16 protein-coding genes and 3 rRNA genes are annotated in these 24,911 nt (G+C 69.8%); 3 read left to right on the forward strand and 16 right to left on the reverse strand.

Annotated elements, in window-relative coordinates; genetic code table 11:
* The first annotated feature begins 23 nt into the window (after positions 1 to 23).
* On the forward strand, positions 24 to 1,679 hold the full coding sequence (locus BLV72_RS05875) for a PucR family transcriptional regulator (RefSeq protein ID WP_093470193.1): 1,656 nt from the start codon (positions 24 to 26) through the stop codon (positions 1,677 to 1,679).
* Between the two features lie 668 nt (positions 1,680 to 2,347).
* Here BLV72_RS05875 and BLV72_RS05880 read toward each other — a convergent pair.
* From BLV72_RS05880 to BLV72_RS05905, 6 genes are all read right to left on the reverse strand, one after another.
* Positions 2,348 to 3,520, reverse strand: coding sequence for a glycoside hydrolase family 64 protein (locus BLV72_RS05880; protein ID WP_093460751.1), 1,173 nt, complete (start codon positions 3,518 to 3,520; stop codon positions 2,348 to 2,350).
* A gap of 110 nt (positions 3,521 to 3,630) precedes the next feature.
* On the reverse strand, positions 3,631 to 4,791 hold the full coding sequence (locus BLV72_RS05885) for a glycosyltransferase family 4 protein (RefSeq protein ID WP_093460753.1): 1,161 nt from the start codon (positions 4,789 to 4,791) through the stop codon (positions 3,631 to 3,633).
* 149 nt (positions 4,792 to 4,940) lie between these two features.
* Positions 4,941 to 6,686: a DNA repair protein RecN gene (gene recN, locus BLV72_RS05890; protein WP_208905555.1), complete on the reverse strand. Its 1,746-nt coding sequence runs from the start codon at positions 6,684 to 6,686 to the stop codon at positions 4,941 to 4,943.
* Positions 6,687 to 7,101: 415 nt separating this feature from the next.
* Positions 7,102 to 8,013 carry an NAD kinase gene (locus BLV72_RS05895; protein ID WP_093460754.1) on the reverse strand — a complete coding sequence of 304 codons (912 nt, stop codon included), beginning with the start codon at positions 8,011 to 8,013 and terminating at the stop codon, positions 7,102 to 7,104.
* Between the two features lie 161 nt (positions 8,014 to 8,174).
* Positions 8,175 to 9,059, reverse strand: a complete 885-nt coding sequence (locus BLV72_RS05900) for a TlyA family RNA methyltransferase (RefSeq protein WP_093460756.1) — start codon at positions 9,057 to 9,059, stop codon at positions 8,175 to 8,177.
* A gap of 153 nt (positions 9,060 to 9,212) precedes the next feature.
* Positions 9,213 to 9,485, reverse strand: a complete 273-nt coding sequence (locus BLV72_RS05905) for a hypothetical protein (protein WP_093470195.1) — start codon at positions 9,483 to 9,485, stop codon at positions 9,213 to 9,215.
* Positions 9,486 to 9,784: 299 nt separating this feature from the next.
* On the opposite strand from BLV72_RS05905, the gene BLV72_RS05910 reads away from it, so the two are divergent.
* Positions 9,785 to 10,132: a sterol-binding protein gene (locus BLV72_RS05910; RefSeq protein WP_093460757.1), complete on the forward strand. Its 348-nt coding sequence runs from the start codon at positions 9,785 to 9,787 to the stop codon at positions 10,130 to 10,132.
* Positions 10,133 to 10,180: 48 nt separating this feature from the next.
* Here the strand turns inward: BLV72_RS05910 and BLV72_RS05915 are convergent, their stop codons facing one another.
* From BLV72_RS05915 to BLV72_RS05930, 4 genes are all read right to left on the reverse strand, one after another.
* Positions 10,181 to 11,008, reverse strand: a complete 828-nt coding sequence (locus tag BLV72_RS05915; protein ID WP_093470196.1) for an ABC transporter ATP-binding protein — start codon at positions 11,006 to 11,008, stop codon at positions 10,181 to 10,183.
* A 190-nt stretch (positions 11,009 to 11,198) separates the two neighbouring features.
* The gene (locus BLV72_RS05920) at positions 11,199 to 12,263 is read right to left on the reverse strand and encodes a FecCD family ABC transporter permease (RefSeq protein ID WP_093460759.1); all 1,065 of its coding nucleotides are present in this window, start codon (positions 12,261 to 12,263) and stop codon (positions 11,199 to 11,201) included.
* Positions 12,260 to 13,309: a FecCD family ABC transporter permease gene (locus BLV72_RS05925; protein WP_093460761.1), complete on the reverse strand. Its 1,050-nt coding sequence runs from the start codon at positions 13,307 to 13,309 to the stop codon at positions 12,260 to 12,262. Before BLV72_RS05925 ends, BLV72_RS05920 begins: the two co-directional genes overlap by 4 nt.
* A gap of 106 nt (positions 13,310 to 13,415) precedes the next feature.
* Complete coding sequence (locus BLV72_RS05930) at positions 13,416 to 14,453, reverse strand: HAD-IIA family hydrolase (protein ID WP_093460762.1); 1,038 nt, start codon at positions 14,451 to 14,453, stop codon at positions 13,416 to 13,418.
* 76 nt (positions 14,454 to 14,529) lie between these two features.
* On the opposite strand from BLV72_RS05930, the gene BLV72_RS05935 reads away from it, so the two are divergent.
* Complete coding sequence (locus tag BLV72_RS05935; protein ID WP_093460764.1) at positions 14,530 to 15,933, forward strand: DUF1015 family protein; 1,404 nt, start codon at positions 14,530 to 14,532, stop codon at positions 15,931 to 15,933.
* A gap of 74 nt (positions 15,934 to 16,007) precedes the next feature.
* Here the strand turns inward: BLV72_RS05935 and BLV72_RS05940 are convergent, their stop codons facing one another.
* The 6 genes from BLV72_RS05940 to BLV72_RS05970 form a co-directional block, all read right to left on the reverse strand.
* Positions 16,008 to 16,994, reverse strand: coding sequence for a tetratricopeptide repeat protein (locus tag BLV72_RS05940; RefSeq protein WP_244320675.1), 987 nt, complete (start codon positions 16,992 to 16,994; stop codon positions 16,008 to 16,010).
* The gene (locus BLV72_RS47810; protein ID WP_107417363.1) at positions 16,979 to 18,244 is read right to left on the reverse strand and encodes a hypothetical protein; all 1,266 of its coding nucleotides are present in this window, start codon (positions 18,242 to 18,244) and stop codon (positions 16,979 to 16,981) included. The genes BLV72_RS05940 and BLV72_RS47810 overlap by 16 nt, the downstream gene beginning before the upstream one ends.
* Positions 18,245 to 18,425: 181 nt before the next feature.
* Positions 18,426 to 18,542, reverse strand: a 5S ribosomal RNA gene (rrf, locus tag BLV72_RS05950).
* Positions 18,543 to 18,652: 110 nt separating this feature from the next.
* Positions 18,653 to 21,772, reverse strand: a 23S ribosomal RNA gene (locus BLV72_RS05955).
* Positions 21,773 to 22,032: 260 nt separating this feature from the next.
* Positions 22,033 to 23,559: ribosomal RNA gene (locus BLV72_RS05960) — 16S ribosomal RNA — on the reverse strand.
* Together the 16S, 23S and 5S rRNA genes form the textbook arrangement of a ribosomal RNA operon.
* A gap of 528 nt (positions 23,560 to 24,087) precedes the next feature.
* Positions 24,088 to 24,750: a DNA-3-methyladenine glycosylase gene (locus tag BLV72_RS05970; protein ID WP_093460766.1), complete on the reverse strand. Its 663-nt coding sequence runs from the start codon at positions 24,748 to 24,750 to the stop codon at positions 24,088 to 24,090.
* Between the last annotated feature and the right edge of the window lie 161 nt (positions 24,751 to 24,911).

Raw genomic sequence — 24,911 nt, forward strand, 5'->3', positions numbered from 1 at the left:
CCGGCGAACCGCACGAGCCGCGGATGCCTCGGGAGCCACATGGGACGATCACCGTGGCGCGGGCCCTCGGCCTTCCCGCCCTGCGCCGCGGGCTCCCCGAGGTGGTGGCCGGGGAAGAGCTGCTGGAGCGCCCGGTGCGCTGGGTGCACGCGGGCGAGGTGCCCCATATCGCGGCGCTGCTCAAGGGCGGCGAACTGCTGCTGACCACCGGCCTCGGGGTCGGCTCGCGCCCCGCCGAGCAGCGCGCCTTCGTCCGCCGGCTCGCCGAGCGGGGCATCGCGGCGCTGGTGGTGGAGCTGGGAGCCCGGTTCCGCACGCTGCCGGGGCCGGTCGTGGACACGGCGCGCTCGTGCGGGCTGCCGCTGGTGCAACTCCATCGCGAGGTGCCGTTCGTGACGGTCACCGAGGAGATCCACACCGAGATCGTCAATGCGCACTACGCCCTGCTGCGGCAGGCCGATGTGGTGCACCGGCAGGCCACCGAGGTGCTGCTGCGCGGCGGCGGGGTGCCGGAGATCCTGTGTCACTTCGCCGCTTTCGCGGCCAATCCGGTCTTCCTGGAGACCCCCGACGGGCAACTGCTGTACGCGGCGGGGCCCGGCGGTACGCCCCCGGCGGGCGCGGCCGATCCGCTGCAGGTGTGGGAGGGGCTGCGGGCGCGGCCCGCGGCCGAGCGGCCCGAACCGCCGGCGGGCAGCGTGATGGCGGACATCCCGGGCGGTGGGCCAGGACCCGGCTCCGTACGGGCGCGGCTGACCGTCCTTCCGGTGGCGGGGCCGCTGGGGCCGGTGCACAGGATCGCCGCCGAGCGGACGGCGGATCTGCTGGCGGTGGTGCTGCTGCGGACGCGTCAGGAGGAGGAGCTGGCGGCGCGCGGGCGCGGGGACTTCCTCACCGATCTCGCGGAGGGCCGCATCGAGGCGTCGGACGCCCCCGCCCAGGCCCGGGTGCTGGGCTTCCGGCCGGGCGCGGACGGGCCGCTGCTGCCGGTGGTGATGCGGCTGGAGGAGGATCCGCGCCCGCTGGCCGGGGGCGGGGAGAGCTGGGCGGCGCTGGCCCACGCCCTTCAGGAGGAACTGGCGGCGGTCGGGGTGCCGGTGCTGCTCGGCGTACGGCTTCCGGAGGGCCGGGTTCCGCTGCTGGCGGGGCTGCGCGGCGCGACCGAGCGCGGCGCGGTCGCCGAGCGGATCGCGGCGGCGCTGCGGGCCGGGGTGGAGCGGGCCTGGCCGGACCGGGCCGGCGCCCGGCCGCCGGTGGTGATCGCCGGGCTCGCGGTCGGCTGGGACGCGGCCGGCACCGAGCTGCGGCATGCGGCGGAGGCGGCGAACGCGGCGCGCGGGCTGACCGACCGGGACTGGTACGACGTACGGAGCCTGGATGTCGACCTGTTGCTGTGGCGACTGCGGGAGCATGGCGATCTGGCTGCCTTTGTCGACCGGGTGATCGGGCCGCTGCTCGCTCATGACCGCACCGCCCGCCCGCCGCTGGTGCCGACATTGGAGACATATCTGCACCATGCGGGCCGTAAGGCGGAGACGGCCCGCGCGCTGCACCTCAACCGCCAGACGCTGTACGACCGGCTGGCCCGGATCTCCCGACTGCTGGGCAGCGATCTGGAGGACCCGCAGACGGTTCTCGCCCTGGGGGTGGCCCTCCAGGCCCGCCGCCATGTGCGATGACGCAGTGGCGGCCCACCCGCATGGCGCGGGTACGCCCCGCCTGACGCGGGTACGGCCCACCCTGACACGGGTACGCCCCGCCTGACACGGGTGTCGGCCGCCTGACGCGGGTGTCGGCCGCCTGACACGGGTACGGCCCGCCCTGACACGGGTACGCCCCGCCTGACACGGGTGTCGGCCGCCTGACACGGGTACGGCCCACCCTGACACGGGTGTCGGCCGCCTGACACGGGTACGGCCCACCCCACGGGTACGCCCACCCCACGGGTACGCCCACCCCACGGGTACGCCCACCCCACGGGTGCGGCGCCCACCCTGACACGGGTGCGGGCCGCCCCGCCGTGCCCGGGCTTCCCGCCCGGCGTCCCCCCGTGCCGCCGGGCGGGAAGCCGGGCGTGTAGCCGGGCGGGGAGTGGCTCCCTCACCGTCCGCCGCGCCGCCCCGCCGTGCGCCGCGGACACCTCCCCGCCCGGCCGCTGTGTGCCGAACCGCGGCCGACCCCGCCCGGCCCGGCGGGCTGTTCCCCTCCCCGCGGCATCGATATGCGGCTCCGCCGCACGTCAGGGGCTTCGCCCCTGGGCCCCGGGGTCTGGGGCGGAGCCCCAGTTGTGGGAAGGGGCGGGGAGGGGAACAGCACGCCGCAGGCGTCACACCCCGCCGGACACCCCCTAGAACGGAGTCAGCGTGAGCGTGATCCCCTTGGGGGCGGTGTCCTGGATGTAGGACGCGAACTCGGCCACGTCATCGAAGGCGAAGCCGTACGCCTTGCCGTCCACGGTCGCCGCGTGCATGGCCTTGGCGTAGTGGTTGGTGACCTCCTCGCCGTAGAAGGCGGCCGGGTCGGTGGTCGGCTGGGCATCGGTGTTGTGCAGCGTGGTGCGGTTGAAGCCCGCGCCGAGGATCGCCGCGACCGGGCCCGTCGTCCCGTCGTTGGGCGCGGCCAGGGCGCCGTCGCAGAACAGCACGTCCTTGGTGGAGGGCTTGTCGAAGGAGACCGACGCCGGGCCGGTGAAGGCGAACTTCCCGCCGCTCACCCGGCCGGTGAAGGTGCCCGCGTTGGTGGTGACCTTGAGGTCCTTCGATCCGTAGGCGTCCCAGACCTGGTCGATGTAGGACGCGAAGTAGTCCTCCGCGAACAGCCCCGCGCCCATGCCATGGCCCGGAGCGATCACCCGCAGATTGTCGCCGACGATCAGCTTCTTGTAGGCGTCGACGCCGGCGAGGTCGGAGAAGACCTTGGCGCGGGCGCCGTCCTTGAGGGTGCCGGTCGTCTGGTCCTGGGCGCCGGTGAGGTGGATCGACAGCGGGACGCTGAACATGTCCACCATGGTGGTGTTGCAGAACATCCCGGAGTCGTTGTACGTGAACTCCGCGCAGTCGTGCATGATGTCGAAGTTCGGGTCGCCGGACACCCAGCCGGCCGGGTACTGCAGCGCGGCCTTGCCCGCCCCGTCCTCGACCACCTTCAGCTTGAGCTTCGAGCCGAGCGCGACGTAGATCCGGCCCGACATCTGCGGCAGGTTCAGCTTGGTGTCACCGCTTCCGGCCAGCGGGATCGCGTAGTCGGTGAAGCCGTCCGAGCCGTTGTCGGACATGGCGACGGGGGCGATGGTGCCGTCGGGGGTGACGTGGACCTGCCGGTCGCCCTCGTTGCCGACGATGTAGAGCCAGACCGATGCGTTGTCGTACTGCCCCGTCTTGTTGACGACGGTCAGGGGCAGGGAGGCGGCGGCCTTCGCGCTCGGCGCACCGCTGGCGCGGCCGCCGGCGAAGGCCAGGCCCGTTCCCGCGGCAGCGGCGGAGGCGGCTATGCCACCCAGCAGCTTCCTGCGACTGATCATGATGATGGTGCTCCTCGGCGTAGTGGGGGTTGCCGGGAAAATGGCGTGGGGGGTAACGGGAGAAGCGAATTGAGAGCGCTCTCGCGTTCCTCTGCCCAGCACCCTGCCGATCAACGACCGGGCCCGTCAACCCCTTCACGCAGAAAGGTCTGCACCAACTCATCGTAGACGCTGAGGACATGGGCGACGGTGTCGTCCTCGGTCGGCCAGCCTGCCGTCCGCGCCCGCCCCGCCGCGGCGAGCTCCACCCGGCGCGCCGGATCGGCGAGCAGCCCGGTCACCGCCTCGGCCAGGGCCTCCGGATCGCCGTAGGGGACGAGTTCAGCCGCGTCCCCGACCAGCTCCGGCACCCCGCCCACCGCCGTCGCCACCAGCGGCACCCCCGCGTGCAGCGCCTCCTGGGCCAGCAGCGAGCGCGCCTCCCAGCGGCTGGAAAGCACCGCTACATCGGCCGCGGAGAGCAGCCCCGGCACATCCTCACGCCGGCCGAGAAGCCGCACCGGCAGCCCCTCCAGGTCGATCCGGCGCTGCAGCACCGCACGGTCCGGCCCCTCCCCCGCCACCACCAGCAGCGGCTGCGGATCCAGCCCGCGCCAGCGCCGCGCCGCGTCCAGCAGCGGGCCGTGTCCGGCCACCGCCTCCAGCCGACCCGCCGTGACCAGCAACGGCCGCTCCACCACGCCCAGCTCGGCCCGCGCCTTCTGACGGCGGCCATCGCCCGGCTCCGGCGCCCGGCGCGGGGCGGGCACCGCGACCGGGGCCAGCCGCGCGTCGCGGGCGCCGCGGACCCGGGCCCGCTCCACCAGATCCGAGGAGGCCCCGAGCACGATCGCGGCGGCCCGCGCCACCCTGCGCTCCATCAGCCCGACGAGACGGGCCCGCGCCCCCTCGGCGTCCACACGGGTGTGCCAGGTGACGATCAGCGGCACATTCCGGCCACGCAGCGCCACCGCGGCCAGCAGCCCCGAACGCAGCCCGTGGGCGTGCACCAGGGCCGCCCCGTGGGTGGCCCTGCGCAGCGACGCCATGCTTCCGGCGCCCGTCAGGGCGTCGAGCCCGGTGAACCGCGCTCCCGTCTGGGCGAAGCCGTAGCCCCGCTCGGCGCTCCAGGGCCCGCAGACGGTCACCCGCAGCCCGCGCGCCACCAGCCCGGCCGACAGCGACCGCACATGCACCCCGCTGCCCGAACTCCCCCCGCCCAGCACCTGAACGGCGTGCAGCGACGGCTGCCCGTGCGGCGGGACCGGGGTGCTACTCGCGGTACTGCTCACGCGGGCGGAGCTCCTGAGACGGTGTCGGGGCGAAAAGGAGGGACCGCCCAAGGATGCCAGCACTCGCCGAACCCTCGTCGCAACGCTCCCCGGCGACGTCTACCCCGAGCTCGCCCGTACGTCCGCGGTACCACCCTTTCGGGTGAAGGTCAGCGTCCCGCGCGTGCCGCCTCCAGGAGCTCTTCCGCATGCGCCCGCGCGAGTTCGGAGTCCTCCTGGCCCGCGAGCATCCGCGACAGCTCCCGTACGCGGTCCTCGCCCTCCATGGCCTTCACCCCGCTGCGTGTCACCGACCCGTCGTTGGTCTTCTCGACCACCAGATGCCGGTCGGCGAACGCCGCGACCTGCGGCAGATGGGTGACCACCACGACCTGCGCGGAGCGCGCGAGCCGGGCCAGCCGGCGGCCCACCTCGACCGCCGCCTTACCGCCGACGCCCGCGTCCACCTCGTCGAAGAGATACGTCGGTACGGGGTCGGAGCCCGCGAACACGACCTCCACCGCGAGCATCACCCGGGACAGCTCACCTCCCGAGGCGCCCTTGGCGATCGGCCGGGGCGGGGCGCCCGGATGCGGGGCGAGCAGCAGCTCGACCTCATCGGCGCCATGCGGCCCGAAAACGACCGTGCGGCCGCCCACCTCGATGCCGTCCGCCTCCGTCTCGGTCTGGCTGATCGCGAACGTGACCCGGGCATGCGGCATCGCCAGCGAGGCCAGCTCGGCCGTGACCGCCTCCGCGAAGCGCCCCGCCGCCTCCGTACGGGCGTCGGTGAGCGTCTGCGCCAGCTCGCCCAGCTCGGCGCGGAGCGCGTCGCGCTCGGCGGCCAGCTCGCCGATGCGGTCGTCGTCGCCGTCGAGTTCGGCCAGCCGGGCGGCGCCCTGCTCCGCCCAGGCCAGCACGTCCGCGATGGTCTCGCCGTACTTACGGGTGAGCTGCGCCAGCGCGGCGCGGCGCTCCTCGACGGCCCCCAGACGGATCGGGTCGGCGTCGAGGTTGTCGGCGTACCCCGCGAGGTCCCCGGCCACATCGGACACCAGGATGCCGATCTCACCGATCCGGTCGGCGAGCCCGGCCAGCGCCGAGTCATGGGAACGCACGGCCTCCACGGCGCGATGGGCGCCCGCGACCAGGGTGGCCGCGTCCACACCCTCCGGGTCCTCCGGGTTCCCGGCGAGGGCGGCGTGCGCGAGGGCGGCGGCGGACGCCAGGGCCTCGGCGTGCCCCAGCCGTTCGGCCTCGGCCGCCAGCTCGGCGTCCTCTCCGGGCCGTGGCTCGGCGTCCGCGACCTCTTCGAGCCCGAACCGCAGCAGATCCGCCTCCTGCGCCCGCTCCCGGGCCCGCGTGGTCAATTCCTCCCACTCGGCCGAGACGGCGCGCAGCCGGCGATAGGCCCCCGCGTACTTCTCCAGGGGCCCGGCCACCGCGGCCCCCGCGTACCGGTCCAGCGCCTGCCGCTGCCGGGCGGGCCGCAGCAGGCCCTGCTGATCGGTCTGGCCGTGCACGGCCACCAGATCGTCGGCCAGCTCGCCCAGCAGCCCCACGGGTACCGACCGGCCGCCCACATGCGCGCGCGACCGCCCCTCGGCGGAGAGCGTACGGCTGATCAGCAGCACGCCGTCCTCGAGCTCGGCCCCCGCCTCCTCGGCCCTTACGGCCGCCGCCGAACGGGCGTCGACCGTAATGCGCCCCTCGACGACCGCCGCCTTGGCCCCGATCCGCACCAAGGCGGCATCGGCCCGGCCGCCCAGCAGCAGCCCGAGGCTGGTGACGACCATGGTCTTGCCCGCGCCGGTCTCACCGGTCACCGCGGTGAAGCCGGGCGACAGCTCGACGACCGCGTCGTCGATGACGCCCAGCGCACGTATCCGCATCTCCTCCAGCACGTGCACGACCATACGAGGTTTGGCCGGTGCGATGCGACGAAGGGGCGCCACTTGTGGGGTCGACCCGCACACATGCCCGGTGCGGACCGTGGGCGCCTCCGGCGGAAAGGCCCCACCCCGCCCAATATGCGGCTCCGCCGCGTGGGGGGGCTCCGCCCCGGACCCCGCTCCTCAAACGCCGGAGGGGCTGAATTCACGCAACCGGGGCGCGGACGCCGACGAGATGGGAGGGGGCGGGGTCGCAGGGGTGGTGTCCTGGACGCTTACGTGTATTTGTGGCGCCAATCCCCGGGCCACTCAACGCCCCCGGTCAATGGCGCCGTAAATATACGGTCCAGGGCGCCGCCCCGGAGGCCCCGCACCCGCCACCCACCACAAACAGCGGGCGCGCCCCAGCAACGACCACCGCACCCCCGCAGCCACCAAACTAGTGCGGCGCCCCCCGCCACCCCGCCACCGGCAGCGCGAACTTGGCGACCAAGCGGTCAGTGAACGACGCATGGTGGAGCCGGGCCAGCCGCACCGGTACCGCGCCCCGTCGCACCTCCACCCGCGCCCCCGCCGGCAGCTCCACCGTGCGGCGGCCGTCGCACCACAGCACCCCATGCGGAGTCTGCGGCTGCACCTCCACCGCGAGCACCGACTTCGGCGACGTCACCAGCGGCTTGGCGAACAGCGCATGAGCACTGATCGGCACCATCAGCAGCGCCTCCACCTCGGGCCACACCACCGGCCCGCCCGCCGAGAACGCGTAGGCCGTCGAGCCGGTCGGGGTCGCGCAGACCACGCCGTCGCCGCCGAAGCGCGAGACCGGCCGGTTGTCGACCTCCGTGACGACCTCGAGCAGCCGCTCACGCGCCGCCTTCTCGACCGACGCCTCGTTCAGCGCCCAGTCCGTGTGCACGATGTGCCCGTCGTTGCGGACGAGCACATCGATCGTCATCCGCTCCTCGACCTCGTACTGCCGGGTCACCACCCGGTCCACGACCTTGTCGAGGTCGTCCCGCTCGGCCTCGGCCAGGAAGCCCACCCGCCCGAGGTTCACGCCGAGCATCGGCACACCCGAGACCCGGGCGAACTCCGCTCCGCGCAGCAGCGTCCCGTCCCCGCCGAGCACGATCAGCAGCTCACAGCCGTTCAGCACGTCACGGCCCGCGTCGACGCGCTCGACAGCGGGTGGCAGCGGCAGGTCCGCGGCCTCGGCGGCGAGCACCCGTACCCCGATACCGCTGCGCAGCAGCCCCTGAACGACCAGTTCGGCGCTGCGGATGGCCGCCGGGCGGCCGGTGTGCGCAAGCAGGAAGACAGTGCGGTCCGCTGTCGGCTCGGCCGCCGGCATCGACGGCACATGCTCCGTTACGGGCATAGCCGCCCCGGCCACGCCCGCGCCGACCGCACCCACACCCGCCCCGACCGCACCCGCACCGACCGCACCCGCACCGGGCACAGCCGTCTCGGACACGGGCGCTGCTTCCTTCTCCTGCGCTGCTTCTGAAGTGGTCAACTGGGCCCCTCCGCCACTGCACGGTCAACATCCGCCGGGTCCAGTGCCGGCGCCCCGGCGCGCATCCACAAAAAGTACTCGACATTGCCCGACGGCCCCGGGAGCGGGCTGGCGGTCACGCCCAGCACGCCCAGTCCGAGTTCCGCCGCCCGCCCGGCCACCGTGCGCACCGCCTCGGCGCGCAGTTCGGCGCTGCGGACCACTCCCCCGCTGCCCAGCCGCTCCTTGCCGACCTCGAACTGTGGTTTGACCATCAGCACCAGATCGGCGTCGGGCGCCGCGCACCGCACGAGGGCGGGCAGTACCAGCCCGAGCGGGATGAAGGAGAGGTCACCGACCACCAGGTCCACCGGTTCCCCACCAATCCCCTCAAGTGTCAGCTCGCGTACGTTTGTACGGTCGTAAACACTGACGCGTTCATCGCTCTGCAGCGACCAGGCGAGCTGGCCGTAGCCGACGTCGACGGCGAGCACCTGCGCGACGCCCGCGCGCAGCAGGACGTCCGTGAAGCCGCCGGTCGACGCACCCGCGTCCAGCGCCCGCCGCCCGGCGACCTTCAACCCTGCACCAGCTCCCACGCCCGGGGCCGGGCGGACCCCGGAGTCCCGCCCCGCGCCCGCACCCTCCCGGTACTCCTCGCTGAACGCGTACAGCGCGCCCGCGAGCTTGTGGCCACCGCGCGAGACGTAATCCGGATCGCTGTCGTCCTCGATCACGACGACGGCCGCGCTGGTCTCCACCTGCGTGGCCGGTTTGGTCGCCACAGCCCCGCCGACGGTGACCCGGCCCGCGGCGATCAGCTGGCTCGCATGCTCACGCGAACGCGCCAGCTTGCGGCGCACCAGCTCCGCGTCGAGTCGTACGCGTCGTGGGCGGGTCACTGCCACGGGTGGTTCAGCTCCTGAGGTCGTTCATGTAGCGGATGGGGTCTTTGCGTAGCGGACGAGGTCTTGCGTAGCCGACGAGGTCTTTTGCGTAGCGGACGACGTCGTCTGCGTAACGGACGGGGCCGCTTGCCCAGCCGACGGAGTCGTCTACGCAGCGGACGGGGGCCGCGGGCCGGGCGCAGGGGGTCCGGGCCGCCGGTCGAGTGCTGTCAGCGTGTCGCGAAGCCCCCCGTGGACATCCTCGTACACCTCCAGATGCCCGCTCGTCTCGAGGTGGTCGGCGTCGGCCAGCCGGTCGAGCCGGGCATCCACCTCGGGGACGCCGGTGGGCGTTCGGTCCACGCCGAGCGGGGCCGGTTCAGCTAGGCCGGGCGGCTCCGGCACGGGCTCGGGCACCGGCTCGGATACGTCCTCCGGCACGGGCCCCGAGACGCCCTCCGACACCGGCTCCGGCGCCTCTTCCCACCCCGTCCCGGGCCCGGGGCCAACCCCCGCGGCCCCACCGGGAACCGTGGACGGTCCCGCCTCCGCACCGGGCGACACATCCGGCTCCACACCAGCCCCCGGGAACGGCTCGACCGTGGCTTCCTGGGCCCGCTCGGCCGCCGTATCGGGCTGTGGGCCGGGCCATCCGGCCGACATCGGCTCGCTCATGGCCCCGACGCTACCGCGAATCCCTCGTTCTCCGACGTACGAGACCTGGGGTAACGTCATCCGCGATGGCGACCTTGGAACAGTGCCGCAGTGCACTCGACACACTGGCGGAGAACCTCGCGAGCGCGAACGGGGACCTGCGCAGCGCTGCCGCGCTCGATCGCTCCGTCAGCTGCTGGATCACCGACCTGGACACCACCTTCGCCGGGCGTCTCGTGGACAGCCGGATCGAGGATGTGACGACCGAGTCGGGCCCGCCCGCCGAGCGTGCGCAGATCCGGCTGGCGATGACCGGCGACGACCTGGTGGCCCTGGTCGACGGTGAGCTCCACTTCGCACGGGCGTGGGGGAGCGGACGGATCAAGCTCGAGGCCGGGCTGCGCGACCTGCTGCGGCTGCGGAAGCTGCTCTAGTCCGCGACATCGCACCCCACCGCGCCCCCGCCGCGAGGCTCACGCCCCTCAGGGCTCGCTGACCGCGCCCGCCAGCGGCGAAGGCGCCTCGGCCCGTGCCGTACGGGACCGGCGAGCGGCCGGGATGACCAGCGGCGTCCCCGTCTCCGGGTCGTCGATCACCTGGCACGGCAGCCCGAAGACCCGCTCCACCAGTTCCGCCGTGACCACGTCCCCCGGCGCCCCCTCGGCGACGACCTCGCCGCCCCGCATCGCGATCAGATGGGTGGCGTAGCGGGCTGCGTGGTTCAGGTCGTGCAGAACGGCGACGAGGGTGCGGCCCTGCTCCTCGTGGAGCTGGGCGCACAGGTCCAGCACATCGATCTGGTGCTGGATGTCCAGATAGGTCGTGGGCTCGTCGAGGAGCAGCAGCGGGGTCTGCTGGGCGATGGCCATCGCGATCCATACCCGCTGACGCTGACCGCCGGACAATTCGTCGACATAGCGATCCGCGAGCTCCGCCACCCCGGTCGCCGCCATCGATTCGTCGACGATCCGCTCGTCCGTCTCCGACCACTGCCGCAGCAGTCCCTGGTGCGGATAGCGGCCGCGGGCGACCAGATCGGCGACCGTGATCCCGTCCGGGGCGATCGAGGACTGGGGCAGCAGCCCGAGGGTGCGGGCGACCTTCTTGGCGGGCATCGCGCCGATCGCCTGCCCGTCCAGCAGCACCGATCCGGCCACCGGCTTGAGCATCCGGGACAGGGCGCGCAGCAGGGTCGACTTGCCGCAGGCGTTCGGCCCGACGATCACCGTGAAGGAGTGGTCGGGGATGGTCACGGACAGCTCCTCGGCGACGGTGCGCCGGTCGTAGGCGAGGGTCAGCCCCTCCGCCATGAGCCGCTGCCGCCCCTGAGCGGTGTCGCTCCCGCTACCGCGCTCGCTGCCCCTCCCGCTGCCGCCGTCGGCCACGGTCTGCCGGGTGTCCTTGTCCATGTCGCCTTCCGTCCGGGTCGTGCCCACAGTCGTCATATCCGCTCCGGCGTCATACCGGGCCCCAGCATCGCCCTGTCCATCCAAAGCGCCCTCATATCCGCCCCGCCCTGCGCTCGGTCACCAGCAGCCACAGCAGATACGCCCCGCCCAGCATCCCCGTCAGCACCCCGACCGGAAGCTGGTCGGCGCCGAAGGCCCGCTGGGCCGCCCAGTCGGCGGTGACCAGCAGGGCGGCGCCCATCCAGGCAGCGGGGAGCAGGTTGGGCCCGGACGAGCGGGTGAGCCTGCGGGCGAGTTGCGGGGCGACGAGCGCCACGAAGGCCACGGGCCCGGCGGCGGCCGTGGCGGCGGCGGTGAGCACGACGGCCGCGAACATGAGCACCAGCCGGGTTCGCTCGACCCGCACCCCGAGGGCATACGCGCTGTCATCGCCCATCTCCAGCATCCGCAGGTTCCGCGCCTGCCCGAGGGCCACGGGCAGGAGCACCGCGCAGACACACGCCAGCGGCCACACCTGGGCCCAGTCCCGTCCGTTGAGCGAGCCGGCGATCCACACCACCGCGCGGGTCGCGTCCGGGAGGTCGGCCCTGGTGAGCAGATAGCCGTTGACGGCGGTGAGCATCGCGGACGTGCCGATGCCCACCAGCACCAGCCGGTATCCGTGCACGCCCCGCCGCCAGGCCAGCGTGTAGACCGCGAGCCCGGTCAGCAGGCCGCCGCCGAGCGCGCCGATGGCGACCTCGGTCGGATCGCCCTGGAGGAGGACGATCACGGTGAGCGCCCCGGCCGCCGCCCCCTGGCCGAGGCCGATCACATCCGGACTGCCCAGCGGGTTGCGGGAGATGGACTGGAAGATCGCTCCGGCCATCCCGAGGGCCGCGCCGACCAGCAGCCCCACCAGGATCCGCGGCAGCCGCAGTTCGTTGACGATGAATTCCTGGGCCACGGTGCCGTTTCCGGCCAGGGTGCGCACGACATCGGCGGGGGCGAGGGGGAAGTCGCCGGTGCCGATCAGGACCACGCTCATCGCCAGCGCCACGACGAGCAGCAGCAGCCCCACGACCGCGCCGCGGACGTCCAGGCGCAGCGAGAGACCGGCGGTGCGCAGCGTGACCGCGCGCGTCCCGCGCTTGCTGATGCGCTTGCTCGCCTTCACAGTTGGGCCATCCTTCGGCGGCGTACGAGGTAGATGAACAGGGGCCCGCCGATGAACGTGGTGACGATGCCGACCTGCAGTTCGGCGGGCCGGGTGACCAGCCGCCCCAGCACATCGGAGCCCAGCAGGAGAACGGGCGAGAGCACGGCGGCGTACGGCAGGATCCAGCGCATGTCGGGCCCGGTGATCGCGCGGACCAGATGCGGCACGATCAGCCCGACGAACGCGATCGGCCCGCAGGCGGCGGTCGCGGCCCCGCACAGCAGGGTGACGGCGGCCATCGAGAGCGCCCGGGTGCGGTTGAGGTTGGTGCCGAGCGCGCGGGCCGTGTCGTCGCCGAGTGCCACGGCGTTGAGCGAACGGCCGAGCGCGAGCGCGAGCACCGCGCCGATCAGGAGGAACGGGGTCACCTGCCGGACCACGGTCATATTGGCGGAGGCGAGCGAACCGACCGTCCAGAAGCGCATCTTGTCGAGCGCCGCGCTGTCCAGCAGCTGAACGGCGTTGATGTAGCCGTAGAGCGCCGCGTAGACCGCCGTACCGGCGAGCGCGAGCCGCACCGGGGTGGCGCTCCGGCTGCCGCCGAGGGCGTACACCAGCACGGAGACGACCGCGGTGCCGAGGAAGGCGAACCACACATAGCCGGTCAGGGAGGTGACGCCGAGAAAGCTGATGGCCGAGACCACGGCGGCGGACGCGCCCGCGTTCAGCCCCAGCAGCCCGGGGTCGGCGAGCGGGTTGCGGGTGAGGGCCTGGATGACCGCGCCCGCGAGGCCGAGGCCCACGCCGACGAGCAGCCCGAGGATGGTGCGCGGCAGCCGTACGTCCCGGATCACCACATCGGTGTCGCTGCCGGTGTAGTGGAAGAGCCCGTGCCACACCTGCTCCAGCGGAATCGGCTTGGCACCGATCGCGATGGACGCCGCGGCGATCGCCAGCAGCACGCCCAGGGAGGCGATCAGGCCGGTCGCACGGCGCGCGGTGCGCCGCCGGGGCGGCGCGCTCGCTGTCTCGGTCCCGGCTTTCGCCGGACTGACCACGGTCACGCGGAACTCCACCTCACAGCACGGCCGATCAGGACTCAGGTTAAGTTAGGTTACCCTAAGTCCCGCTGGTCGCATGCGCGCGGGTTTCCTGGAGCGCGAGCCCGGCTCACAACCCCAGCCGCGCGAGCGCCTTCCCCGCATCCGCCTCGCTCACACCGTCCCCCGCCTCGGACCAGGCCGCCGCGCACAGCGCCCGCAGACCGTCCAGCGGCTCCTTGCCCTCGCTCTCCAGGACCAGCGCGCGCTGGGCCACCCGCGCGGTCCAACCCCCGCACCGGAAACCGCCGGACGCCTCGTCGTGCGCCACCTCCGGCTGCGGGGCGAGCAGCCCCCGCAGGTCGCGGTCCACATACGCCGGCCGGTGCCCGGGCTCGGCGGCCAGCAACTGCGCGGGCGTGGTCACCCCGGTCAGCACCAGCAGCGAGTCCACCCCGCCCGCGTACGCGCCCTCGATATCGGTGTCCAGCCGGTCCCCGACCACCAGCGGCCGCTGGGCGCCGGTCCGCAGCACCGTCTCCCGGTGCATCGGCGGCAGCGGCTTCCCCGCCGCCTGCGGAGTCTTGCCCGTGACGATGCGCACGACCTCCACCGCCGCGCCGTTGCCCGGGGCGATGCCCCGCCCGCTGGGAATCGTCAGATCCAGGTTGGAGGCGAACCACGGCACCCCGCGCGCCACCGCGTACCCCGCCTCCGCCAGCCGCGCCCACGGCATGTCCGGCCCCCCGTACCCCTGCACCACCGCCGCCGGGTCGTCGTCCGCCGAGTCCACCGGCGTCAGCCCGCGCTCGCGCAGCGCCACCCGCAGCCCCTCCCCGCCGATCACCAGCACCCGCGCCCCCTTGGGGAGCTGCTCGGAGATCAGCCGGGAGACCGCCTGCGCGGAGGTGATCACATCGTCGGGGGCGGCGGGCATCCCGAGCCGCGTCAGATGCTCGGCCACCGCCTCCGGCGTCCGCAGCGCGTTATTGGTCACATACGCCAGCCGCATCCCGGCGTCCCGCGCGGTGACCAGCGACTCCACGGCATGGTCAATGGCCTCGCCGCCCGCGTACACCACCCCGTCGAGGTCCAGCAGGGCCGTGTCGTACGCCTCGTTCAGCGACTGCCGGCTGGACTCGGGTCGGGTGCGGACGGGCTGGTTCATGGGGGCAACTCCTCGCTGATCTGTGCGCTTCTCCCCCGATCATCGCGTATCGCCGCGCGGGGCATAACATTCACTGATGAGCATTCCAGGGCCTGGCGGACAAGGTCTGCAGCTCACCCCTTTTCGGGGGCTGCGCTATGTCGCGGAGCGGGTCGGCAGTCTCGCCGCCGTCACCTCACCCCCCTACGACGTGGTCGTACGGCCCGAGGGCCTGCGCGAGCTGGAGACGGCGGACCCCTACAACATCGTCCGGCTGATCCTGCCGCAGGCCGACTCCCCGGAGGCCCGCCACCGTCAGGCCGCCGAGACGCTGCGCCGCTGGCAGGCGGAGGGCGTGCTCGCGCCGGACCCCGAACCCGCGCTCTACGTCTACGAACAGCGCGACGGCCCCACCCTCCAGCGCGGGCTGATCGGCGCACTGCGGCTGAGCCCCCGTGAGGAGGGCATCGTCCTCCCCCACGAGGAGGTCATGCCGCATGTCGTCGAGGACCGAGCCGATCTGATGCGCGCCACCGCCGCCCATCTGGAGCCGCTGCTCCTCGCCTACCGCGGCAACGGGAACGGGACTTCCGGGGCTTCGGAGGCTTCGGGGACTTCGGGGAATGGAGCCGGCGGGGCGGGGACCGGCGAGCCGGACACCGGCGGGGCCGGCACCGGCGGGGCGGGCACTGGCGGCGCCGCGCGGGTCATCGAAAGCGCCATCCAGCGCGAGCCGTTGCTCTCCACGACCACCGAGGACGGCGTCGACCACCATCTGTGGCGGGTCACGGACCCCGCCGACCTCGTGGCGGTCTCCGCGGACCTCCGCCACCACCAGGCCCTCATCGCCGACGGCCACCACCGCTGGGCCACCTATCTGCGGCTGCGCGAGGAGCGCCACGAGCCCGGCCCCTGGGACTTCGGGCTCGTCCTGCTCGTCGACACCGCCCGCTATCCCCTCCGCGTCCGGGCCATCCACCGGCTGCTCCGCCAACTGTCACCGGACGACGCTCTTACCGCGGCGGGGCATGCCTTCCGGGTACGGACGGTCGACGGCCCGCTCCCGCGCGCCCTGGAGGCACTCACCGAGGCGGCCGAGGCGGCCCGCGCCGAGCCAGACGCGCCGAACGCCTTCCTGCTGGCCGGGGGCGGCCGGTTCCACCTCCTGGACCGGCCGGATCCAAAACTGCTGGCCCGTACGGTCCCCGAGGGACGACCCGAGGCATGGCGGACGCTGGACGCGACGGTGCTCCACCACGCCCTGCTGGACCATCTGTGGAACGTCCCGGACACGCCCGAGCACATCGGCTACATCCACGACTCGGCGGCGGCCGTCGAACAGGCGGAGCGGCTGGGCGGTACGGCGGTGCTGATGCATGCGGTGGGCGAGGACATCGTGCACGAGCTGGCGCGGCAGGGCGTCGCGATGCCGCACAAGTCGACGTCCTTCGGGCCGAAGCCGGCGACGGGACTGGTGCTACGGAGCCTGACGCTGGGCTGAGCCCTTGCCCTTCGGCCGCGGACATACGAGTGGGGCGGAACCCCGGGCACCGGGATCCCGCCCCACTCATGACTTCAGCTCTCGTCGCCGTCCTTCTCGGGCAGCCCGGCCCGGTCCTCGGACCTCGCCTCCGCCGTCGGCGCGGCGTCCTCGGCCGCGTCTTCGGCGTCGTCGTCCCGGACCTCGTCCTCGACGAGCTCGGGCTCGGCGTCCTCGGCGTCCTCGGGCTCGGCGATCTCGGACTCGACGGCCTCGGGCTCGACGGTCTCGGGCTCGACGGTCTCGGGCTCCTCGTCAGCCTCGACCTCTTCGATCTCGACCTCGGCCTCTTCGACCTCGGCCTCTTCGACCTTGGGCTCGTCGGCCTTGGACTCCTCGACCGTGGACTCCTCGACCGGCTTGAGGGCGTCGTCCGCCTCCTGCTCGGGGTCGAGGGCGTCCACGAACTCGACCCCGTCCAGCTCGGCGAGCCGGTCCGAGGCGTCCGTGGTCCCGCCCTGATCCGCCTCGAGCGCCTTGGCGAACCACTCGCGGGCCTCGTCCTCGCGGCCCACCGCCAGCAGCGCGTCGGCGTACGCATAACGCAGCCGGGCGGTCCACGGCTGGATGGAATGCGAGGCCAACTCCGGGCTCTGCAGGGTGACCACGGCGGCGTCCGCCTGGCCCATATCCCGCCGGGCACCGGCGGCCACCATCCGCATCTCGACCTGACCGGCCCGGTCCAGCTTCTGCACCTCCGGCTCACCGGCCATGGCCAGCGCCCGCTCGGGACGGCCCATGCCGCGCTCGCAGTCGGCCATCACCGGCCACAGGTCGGAGTTGCCGGTCATCCGGCGCGCGGCGCGGAACTCCGCGAGCGCCTCGGAGTACTTCCCGACGGCGTACGAGGCGAAGCCCGCGGCCTCGCGCACGGCGGCCACCCGGGAGGCGAGCCGCAGAGCGACGCGCGCGTACTGGTACGCCTGCTCGGGCTCGTCGTCCAGCAACTTGGCGACCATGACGAGGTTCCTGGCGACGTCCTCGGCGAGGGTCTTCGGCAGGCTCATCAGCTCCTGCCGCACGCTCTTGTCGATCTCCTCGCCGGTGACGTCATCGGGAATCGGCAGACGCTTGATCGGCTCGCGGTCACGGTCCCTGCCGCGCTCATCGCGGCGCCCGTAGCCGCCCGTGCGGTCGTCACGACGTCCGTAGCCCCCGCCGCGGTCGTCACGGCGCTTGAAACCACCGCCGCCGGAGCGACGGTCGTCACGGCCCCCGCCCTGACCGTACGGACGACGCGGCCCGCGGTCGTCCCGACCACCCCGGAAGCCACCGTCCCGGTCGTCGCGCCGCGGCCCACGGGGCCGTTCATCACGCCGGTCGTCCCGACGATCGTCACGCCGGTCGTCGCGGCGCGGCCCGCTCGGCCGCTCGTCGCGACGGTCATCCCGGCGGTCGTCGCGACGGAACCCACCACGATCGTCCGTACGACGGTCTCCACCACGGAACCCGCCGCGGTCGTCGTCACGGCGGTACGAAGGCCGCTCGTCCCGCCGGTCGTCACGGCGGAACCCGCCGCGGTCGTCGTCACGCCGGTACGAAGGCCGGTCGTCCCGGCGCTCGTAGCCGCCGCCCCGGCCACCACGGTCACGGTCATCGCGGCGGAACCCACCACGGTCGTCATCCCGACGCGGGCCGCCCGGCCGCTCATCCCGGCGGTCATCACGGCGGAACCCGCCGCGGTCGTCGTCACGGCGCGGGCCGCCCGGCCGGTCGTCGCGACGGTCGTCACGGCGGTCATCGCGCCGGAAACCACCGCGGTCGTCGTCCCGGCGGAAGCCCGGTCGATCGTCACGGTCCCGGCGGAAACCGCCCTGACCCTGACGGAACCCACCACGGTCGTCACGGCGGAACCCGCCGCGGTCGTCGTCACGGCGCGGGCCGCCCGGCCGCTCGTCCCGACGGTCATCACGCCGGTCGTCCCGACGTTCGTAACGGCCGGTGGGACGGCCGCCCGCGCCCCGGTCGTCGCGGCGCGCATAGCCACCGGGGCGGCCTCCGCGGTCATCGTCCCGACGCGGCCCACGCGGCCGGTCGTCCCTGCGATCATCCCGGCGATCGTCGCGTCGGTCGCCTCGGCGGTCATCCCTGCGATCGTCCCGGCGGTCATCGCGCCGGTCATCGCGGCGGAACCCACCACGGTCATCATCGCGGCGCGGCCCGCGCGGACGGTCATCACGCCGCTCGTCACGGCGGTCATCACGCCGGAAACCACCACGATCGCCATCGCGGCGCGGTCCCGAGCCGCGAACGTCCCGCCGGTCGCCGGCATCCCGGCGCCGCGGCTCGCGGCCCGACCGGTCGTCGGGAGAGTTGGTGGACATCGGCGTGACTCCTGTCTTCATGTACTGCAGCCATTCTCCCGCACCAGTCACACCGATGCGGGCCCAGCAAAAACAAAAAGGACCCTTGGTCCCAGCATGCACGCTGGGACCAAGGGTCCTTGAAAGATTGTTCGGCGGCGTCCTACTCTCCCACAGGGTCCCCCCTGCAGTACCATCGGCGCTGAAAGGCTTAGCTTCCGGGTTCGGAATGTAACCGGGCGTTTCCCTAACGCAATGACCACCGAAACCCTATCGGGTTCTAGCGAACAAGCACACTTTTCAATTAAGTCAAGTGGAACTGATTCACCGGTGCGACTGTTCGCAACCCGGGAACCACACAGTGGACGCGAGCATCTGAGGACAAGCCCTCGGCCTATTAGTACCAGTCAACTCCACCAGTTACCCGGCTTCCATATCTGGCCTATCAACCCAGTCGTCTACTGGGAGCCTTAACCCATCAAGTGGGTGGGAGTCCTCATCTCGAAGCAGGCTTCCCGCTTAGATGCTTTCAGCGGTTATCCCTCCCGAACGTAGCCAACCAGCCATGCCCTTGGCAGAACAACTGGCACACCAGAGGTTCGTCCGTCCCGGTCCTCTCGTACTAGGGACAGCCCTTCTCAAGACTCCTACGCGCACAGCGGATAGGGACCGAACTGTCTCACGACGTTCTAAACCCAGCTCGCGTACCGCTTTAATGGGCGAACAGCCCAACCCTTGGGACCGACTCCAGCCCCAGGATGCGACGAGCCGACATCGAGGTGCCAAACCATCCCGTCGATATGGACTCTTGGGGAAGATCAGCCTGTTATCCCCGGGGTACCTTTTATCCGTTGAGCGACGGCGCTTCCACAAGCCACCGCCGGATCACTAGTCCCGACTTTCGTCCCTGCTCGACCCGTCGGTCTCACAGTCAAGCTCCCTTGTGCACTTACACTCAACACCTGATTGCCAACCAGGCTGAGGGAACCTTTGGGCGCCTCCGTTACCCTTTAGGAGGCAACCGCCCCAGTTAAACTACCCACCAGACACTGTCCCTGATCCGGATCACGGACCCAGGTTAGACATCCAGCACGACCAGAGTGGTATTTCAACAATGACTCCACACTGACTGGCGTCAATGCTTCACAGTCTCCCACCTATCCTACACAAGCCGAACCGAACACCAATATCAAGCTATAGTAAAGGTCCCGGGGTCTTTCCGTCCTGCTGCGCGAAACGAGCATCTTTACTCGTAGTGCAATTTCACCGGGCCTATGGTTGAGACAGTCGAGAAGTCGTTACGCCATTCGTGCAGGTCGGAACTTACCCGACAAGGAATTTCGCTACCTTAGGATGGTTATAGTTACCACCGCCGTTTACTGGCGCTTAAGTTCTCAGCTTCGCCACACCGAAATGTGACTAACCGGTCCCCTTAACGTTCCAGCACCGGGCAGGCGTCAGTCCGTATACATCGCCTTACGGCTTCGCACGGACCTGTGTTTTTAGTAAACAGTCGCTTCTCGCTGGTCTCTGCGGCCACCACCAGCTCACCAAGAAAATCGGATCACCAGCAATGGCCCCCTTCTCCCGAAGTTACGGGGGCATTTTGCCGAGTTCCTTAACCATAGTTCACCCGAACGCCTCGGTATTCTCTACCTGACCACCTGAGTCGGTTTAGGGTACGGGCCGCCATGAAACTCGCTAGAGGCTTTTCTCGACAGCATAGGATCATCCACTTCACCACAATCGGCTCGGCATCAGGTCTCACCCTTAAATGAGGAACGGATTTACCTACTCCTCGGGCTACACCCTTACCCCGGGACAACCACCGCCCGGGCTGGACTACCTTCCTGCGTCACCCCATCACTCACCTACTACAGGTCTGGACCGTCGGCTCCACCACTCCCCTTCACCCGAAGGCTCCAGGGCGGCTTCACGGACTTAGCATCGCCTGGTTCGACGTTGGCGCTTCAAAGCGGGTACCGGAATATCAACCGGTTGTCCATCGACTACGCCTGTCGGCCTCGCCTTAGGTCCCGACTTACCCTGGGCAGATCAGCTTGACCCAGGAACCCTTAGTCAATCGGCGCACACGTTTCCCACGTGTGTATCGCTACTCATGCCTGCATTCTCACTCGTGAACCATCCACAACTCGCTTACACGGCTGCTTCACCCGGCACACGACGCTCCCCTACCCATCACAGCGATCGTTGGACCACATGCTGCAATGACACGACTTCGGCGGTACGCTTGAGCCCCGCTACATTGTCGGCGCGGAATCACTTGACCAGTGAGCTATTACGCACTCTTTCAAGGATGGCTGCTTCTAAGCCAACCTCCTGGTTGTCTCTGCGACTCCACATCCTTTCCCACTTAGCGTACGCTTAGGGGCCTTAGTCGATGCTCTGGGCTGTTTCCCTCTCGACCATGGAGCTTATCCCCCACAGTCTCACTGCCGCGCTCTCACTTACCGGCATTCGGAGTTTGGCTAAGGTCAGTAACCCGGTAGGGCCCATCGCCTATCCAGTGCTCTACCTCCGGCAAGAAACACACGACGCTGCACCTAAATGCATTTCGGGGAGAACCAGCTATCACGGAGTTTGATTGGCCTTTCACCCCTAACCACAGGTCATCCCCCAGGTTTTCAACCCTGGTGGGTTCGGTCCTCCACGAAGTCTTACCTCCGCTTCAACCTGCCCATGGCTAGATCACTCCGCTTCGGGTCTTGAGCGCGCTACTAAACCGCCCTATTCGGACTCGCTTTCGCTACGGCTTCCCCACACGGGTTAACCTCGCAACACACCGCAAACTCGCAGGCTCATTCTTCAAAAGGCACGCAGTCACGACCGTGCTCCGAAGAACACGGCGACGCTCCCACGGCTTGTAGGCACACGGTTTCAGGTACTATTTCACTCCGCTCCCGCGGTACTTTTCACCATTCCCTCACGGTACTATCCGCTATCGGTCACCAGGGAATATTTAGGCTTAGCGGGTGGTCCCGCCAGATTCACACGGGATTTCTCGGGCCCCGTGCTACTTGGGAAATGAACAAGCAAGCCACAACGATTTCAGCTACGGGGGTCTTACCCTCTACGCCGGACCTTTCGCATGTCCTTCGCCTATCGCAATGGTTTCTGACTCACCCAGCCGCCGGCAGACGACTGAAGTCCACTCCCACAACCCCGTATGCGCAACCCCTGCCGGGTATCACACACATACGGTTTAGCCTCATCCAGTTTCGCTCGCCACTACTCCCGGAATCACGGTTGTTTTCTCTTCCTGCGGGTACTGAGATGTTTCACTTCCCCGCGTTCCCTCCACATACCCTATGTGTTCAGGTATGGGTGACAGCCCATGACGACTGCCGGGTTTCCCCATTCGGACACCCCCGGATCAAAGCTCGGTTGACAGCTCCCCGGGGCCTATCGCGGCCTCCCACGTCCTTCATCGGTTCCTGGTGCCAAGGCATCCACCGTGCGCCCTTAAAAACTTGGCCACAGATGCTCGCGTCCACTGTGCAGTTCTCAAGCAACGACCAGTCATCCACAAACTGCATGGACTCCGGCCTGTCGAGGGTTCATTCCCTCAGACACCCAACAGCGTGCCCGACACCGTCCCCCCGCTCCGAGCCGCGTTCCACGCCCCGAAGGGCAGTACTAGCAGTCATCACACGAAGGACTGTGCCGAATAGTCAACGTTCCACCCATGAGCAAACCGTGCGAGACATGCGCTCGCAGTCGGCTATGCGCTCCTTAGAAAGGAGGTGATCCAGCCGCACCTTCCGGTACGGCTACCTTGTTACGACTTCGTCCCAATCGCCAGTCCCACCTTCGACGGCTCCCCCCACAAGGGTTGGGCCACCGGCTTCGGGTGTTACCGACTTTCGTGACGTGACGGGCGGTGTGTACAAGGCCCGGGAACGTATTCACCGCAGCAATGCTGATCTGCGATTACTAGCGACTCCGACTTCATGGGGTCGAGTTGCAGACCCCAATCCGAACTGAGACCGGCTTTTTGAGATTCGCTCCACCTCACGGCTTCGCAGCTCATTGTACCGGCCATTGTAGCACGTGTGCAGCCCAAGACATAAGGGGCATGATGACTTGACGTCGTCCCCACCTTCCTCCGAGTTGACCCCGGCAGTCTCCTGTGAGTCCCCATCACCCCGAAAGGCATGCTGGCAACACAGAACAAGGGTTGCGCTCGTTGCGGGACTTAACCCAACATCTCACGACACGAGCTGACGACAGCCATGCACCACCTGTACACCGACCACAAGGGGGCCCCTGTCTCCAGAGGTTTCCGGTGTATGTCAAGCCTTGGTAAGGTTCTTCGCGTTGCGTCGAATTAAGCCACATGCTCCGCCGCTTGTGCGGGCCCCCGTCAATTCCTTTGAGTTTTAGCCTTGCGGCCGTACTCCCCAGGCGGGGAACTTAATGCGTTAGCTGCGGCGCGGACGACGTGGAATGTCGCCCACACCTAGTTCCCAACGTTTACGGCGTGGACTACCAGGGTATCTAATCCTGTTCGCTCCCCACGCTTTCGCTCCTCAGCGTCAGTATCGGCCCAGAGATCCGCCTTCGCCACCGGTGTTCCTCCTGATATCTGCGCATTTCACCGCTACACCAGGAATTCCGATCTCCCCTACCGAACTCTAGCCTGCCCGTATCGAATGCAGACCCGGAGTTAAGCCCCGGGCTTTCACATCCGACGCGACAAGCCGCCTACGAGCTCTTTACGCCCAATAATTCCGGACAACGCTTGCGCCCTACGTATTACCGCGGCTGCTGGCACGTAGTTAGCCGGCGCTTCTTCTGCAGGTACCGTCACTCTCGCTTCTTCCCTGCTGAAAGAGGTTTACAACCCGAAGGCCGTCATCCCTCACGCGGCGTCGCTGCATCAGGCTTTCGCCCATTGTGCAATATTCCCCACTGCTGCCTCCCGTAGGAGTCTGGGCCGTGTCTCAGTCCCAGTGTGGCCGGTCGCCCTCTCAGGCCGGCTACCCGTCGTCGCCTTGGTAGGCCATCACCCCACCAACAAGCTGATAGGCCGCGGGCTCATCCTGCACCGCCGGAGCTTTCCACACACATCCCATGCGGGAGCGTGTCATATCCGGTATTAGACCCCGTTTCCAGGGCTTGTCCCAGAGTGCAGGGCAGATTGCCCACGTGTTACTCACCCGTTCGCCACTAATCCCCGACCGAAACCGGTTCATCGTTCGACTTGCATGTGTTAAGCACGCCGCCAGCGTTCGTCCTGAGCCAGGATCAAACTCTCCGTGAATGCTTCCGGGATATCCCGGCAACACATCACGAGAGCGGAGCAGACCAGAGGAATAATCCAGTCCGCTCACAGCGTCCTCGCTGTGTATTTTTCCAAAGGAACCTCGTCCGAGATGGACGGGGTATCAACATATCTGGCGTTGACTTTTGGCACGCTGTTGAGTTCTCAAGGAACGGACGCTTCCTTCGAAACCGTTTCACCGGTTTCTCCGGGCGCTTCCCTTCGGTGTTTCCAACCTTACCAGATCCGTTTTCCGTTCCGCTTCCGGTCCGAATTCCGTTTCCGGCCCCCTGCTGGAGCGGGGTCTTTCTCGCCTTCCGGCGTGTCCACTACTTTAGCCAATTTCCCGCTCAGCTCCTAATCGGAGCCCCGGGTCCCGAAATTCGCGCAGCGAAATAGGACCCTGTTGGGGAGTTGTCGTGAGTGGTTGGCCGCTCCGGGGCCGCGGTGACTCGATCTTGCGATCGTGCCGACAGCGCTGCCCGTCTCAAGCGGCTCGGGCTACGTTAGGCGTCCCGTCCGGCAGAGTCAAGTTCCGACCTGACGGCGCGTCGAATTCCGGCGACGCGGGGTGTGCGCCCGGTAGGGGCTGACCGAGGGCTCCCCGTCGATCCAGAAGCGCCAGGGGTGAGTTGCGCCCTCGCCGCCCACACCGGTGCGCGGGCCGCTGAGGATCTGCTCGGGCCGGGCGGGGTGGCCGGTGAGTATGGACAGCGGGGCATCGGCGCCCGCGCAGACATCGCTGCCGTCCAGCCGGCGGTCCACGCCCAGGGCCGTGGCCAGCCGGGCCGGGCCCTTGGCCAGCTCATGGTCGTTGCGCGCCTTCGGCCTGCGCTGATGGGCCCACTCATGGCCGTGCCGTACCTCGCCCGCGCGCAGCAGCACCCCGCTGGGATGGTCCTCCGGTCCGCAGACCAGGTTGAGGCAGTGCCACATGCCGTAGGTGAAGTAGACATACGCATGACCCGGGGGGCCGAACATCACGGCGTTGCGCTCGGTGCGGCCACGGTAGGCATGCGAGCCGGGGTCGGCCGGGCCCGCGTACGCCTCGACCTCGGTCAGGCGCAATTCGATCGGTCCGTCCGGGGTGCGGCGCACCAGGAGGCGGCCCAGGAGGTCGGGCGCGACCTCCAGAACGGGTCGGTCGAAGAAGGAACGGTCGAGGGGCTCGCGGTCAGGTCCTGCTGTCACGCGGCCCGAGCGTAGTGGAACAGATATGAACCGGTGGTTGGAGGCGGCACCGGTCCGCTGGAAGGGTATGAGCTGCGGAACCGCTCACGGCTGTTTCGCGTTCCTAGGTGTCAACAGTGATCGAGTGCGATCAAGTCAAGACGCAGTCGCGTCCTTGAGAG

It is taken from the genome of Streptomyces melanosporofaciens, from assembly GCF_900105695.1.
Lineage (GTDB): Bacteria > Actinomycetota > Actinomycetes > Streptomycetales > Streptomycetaceae > Streptomyces > Streptomyces antimycoticus.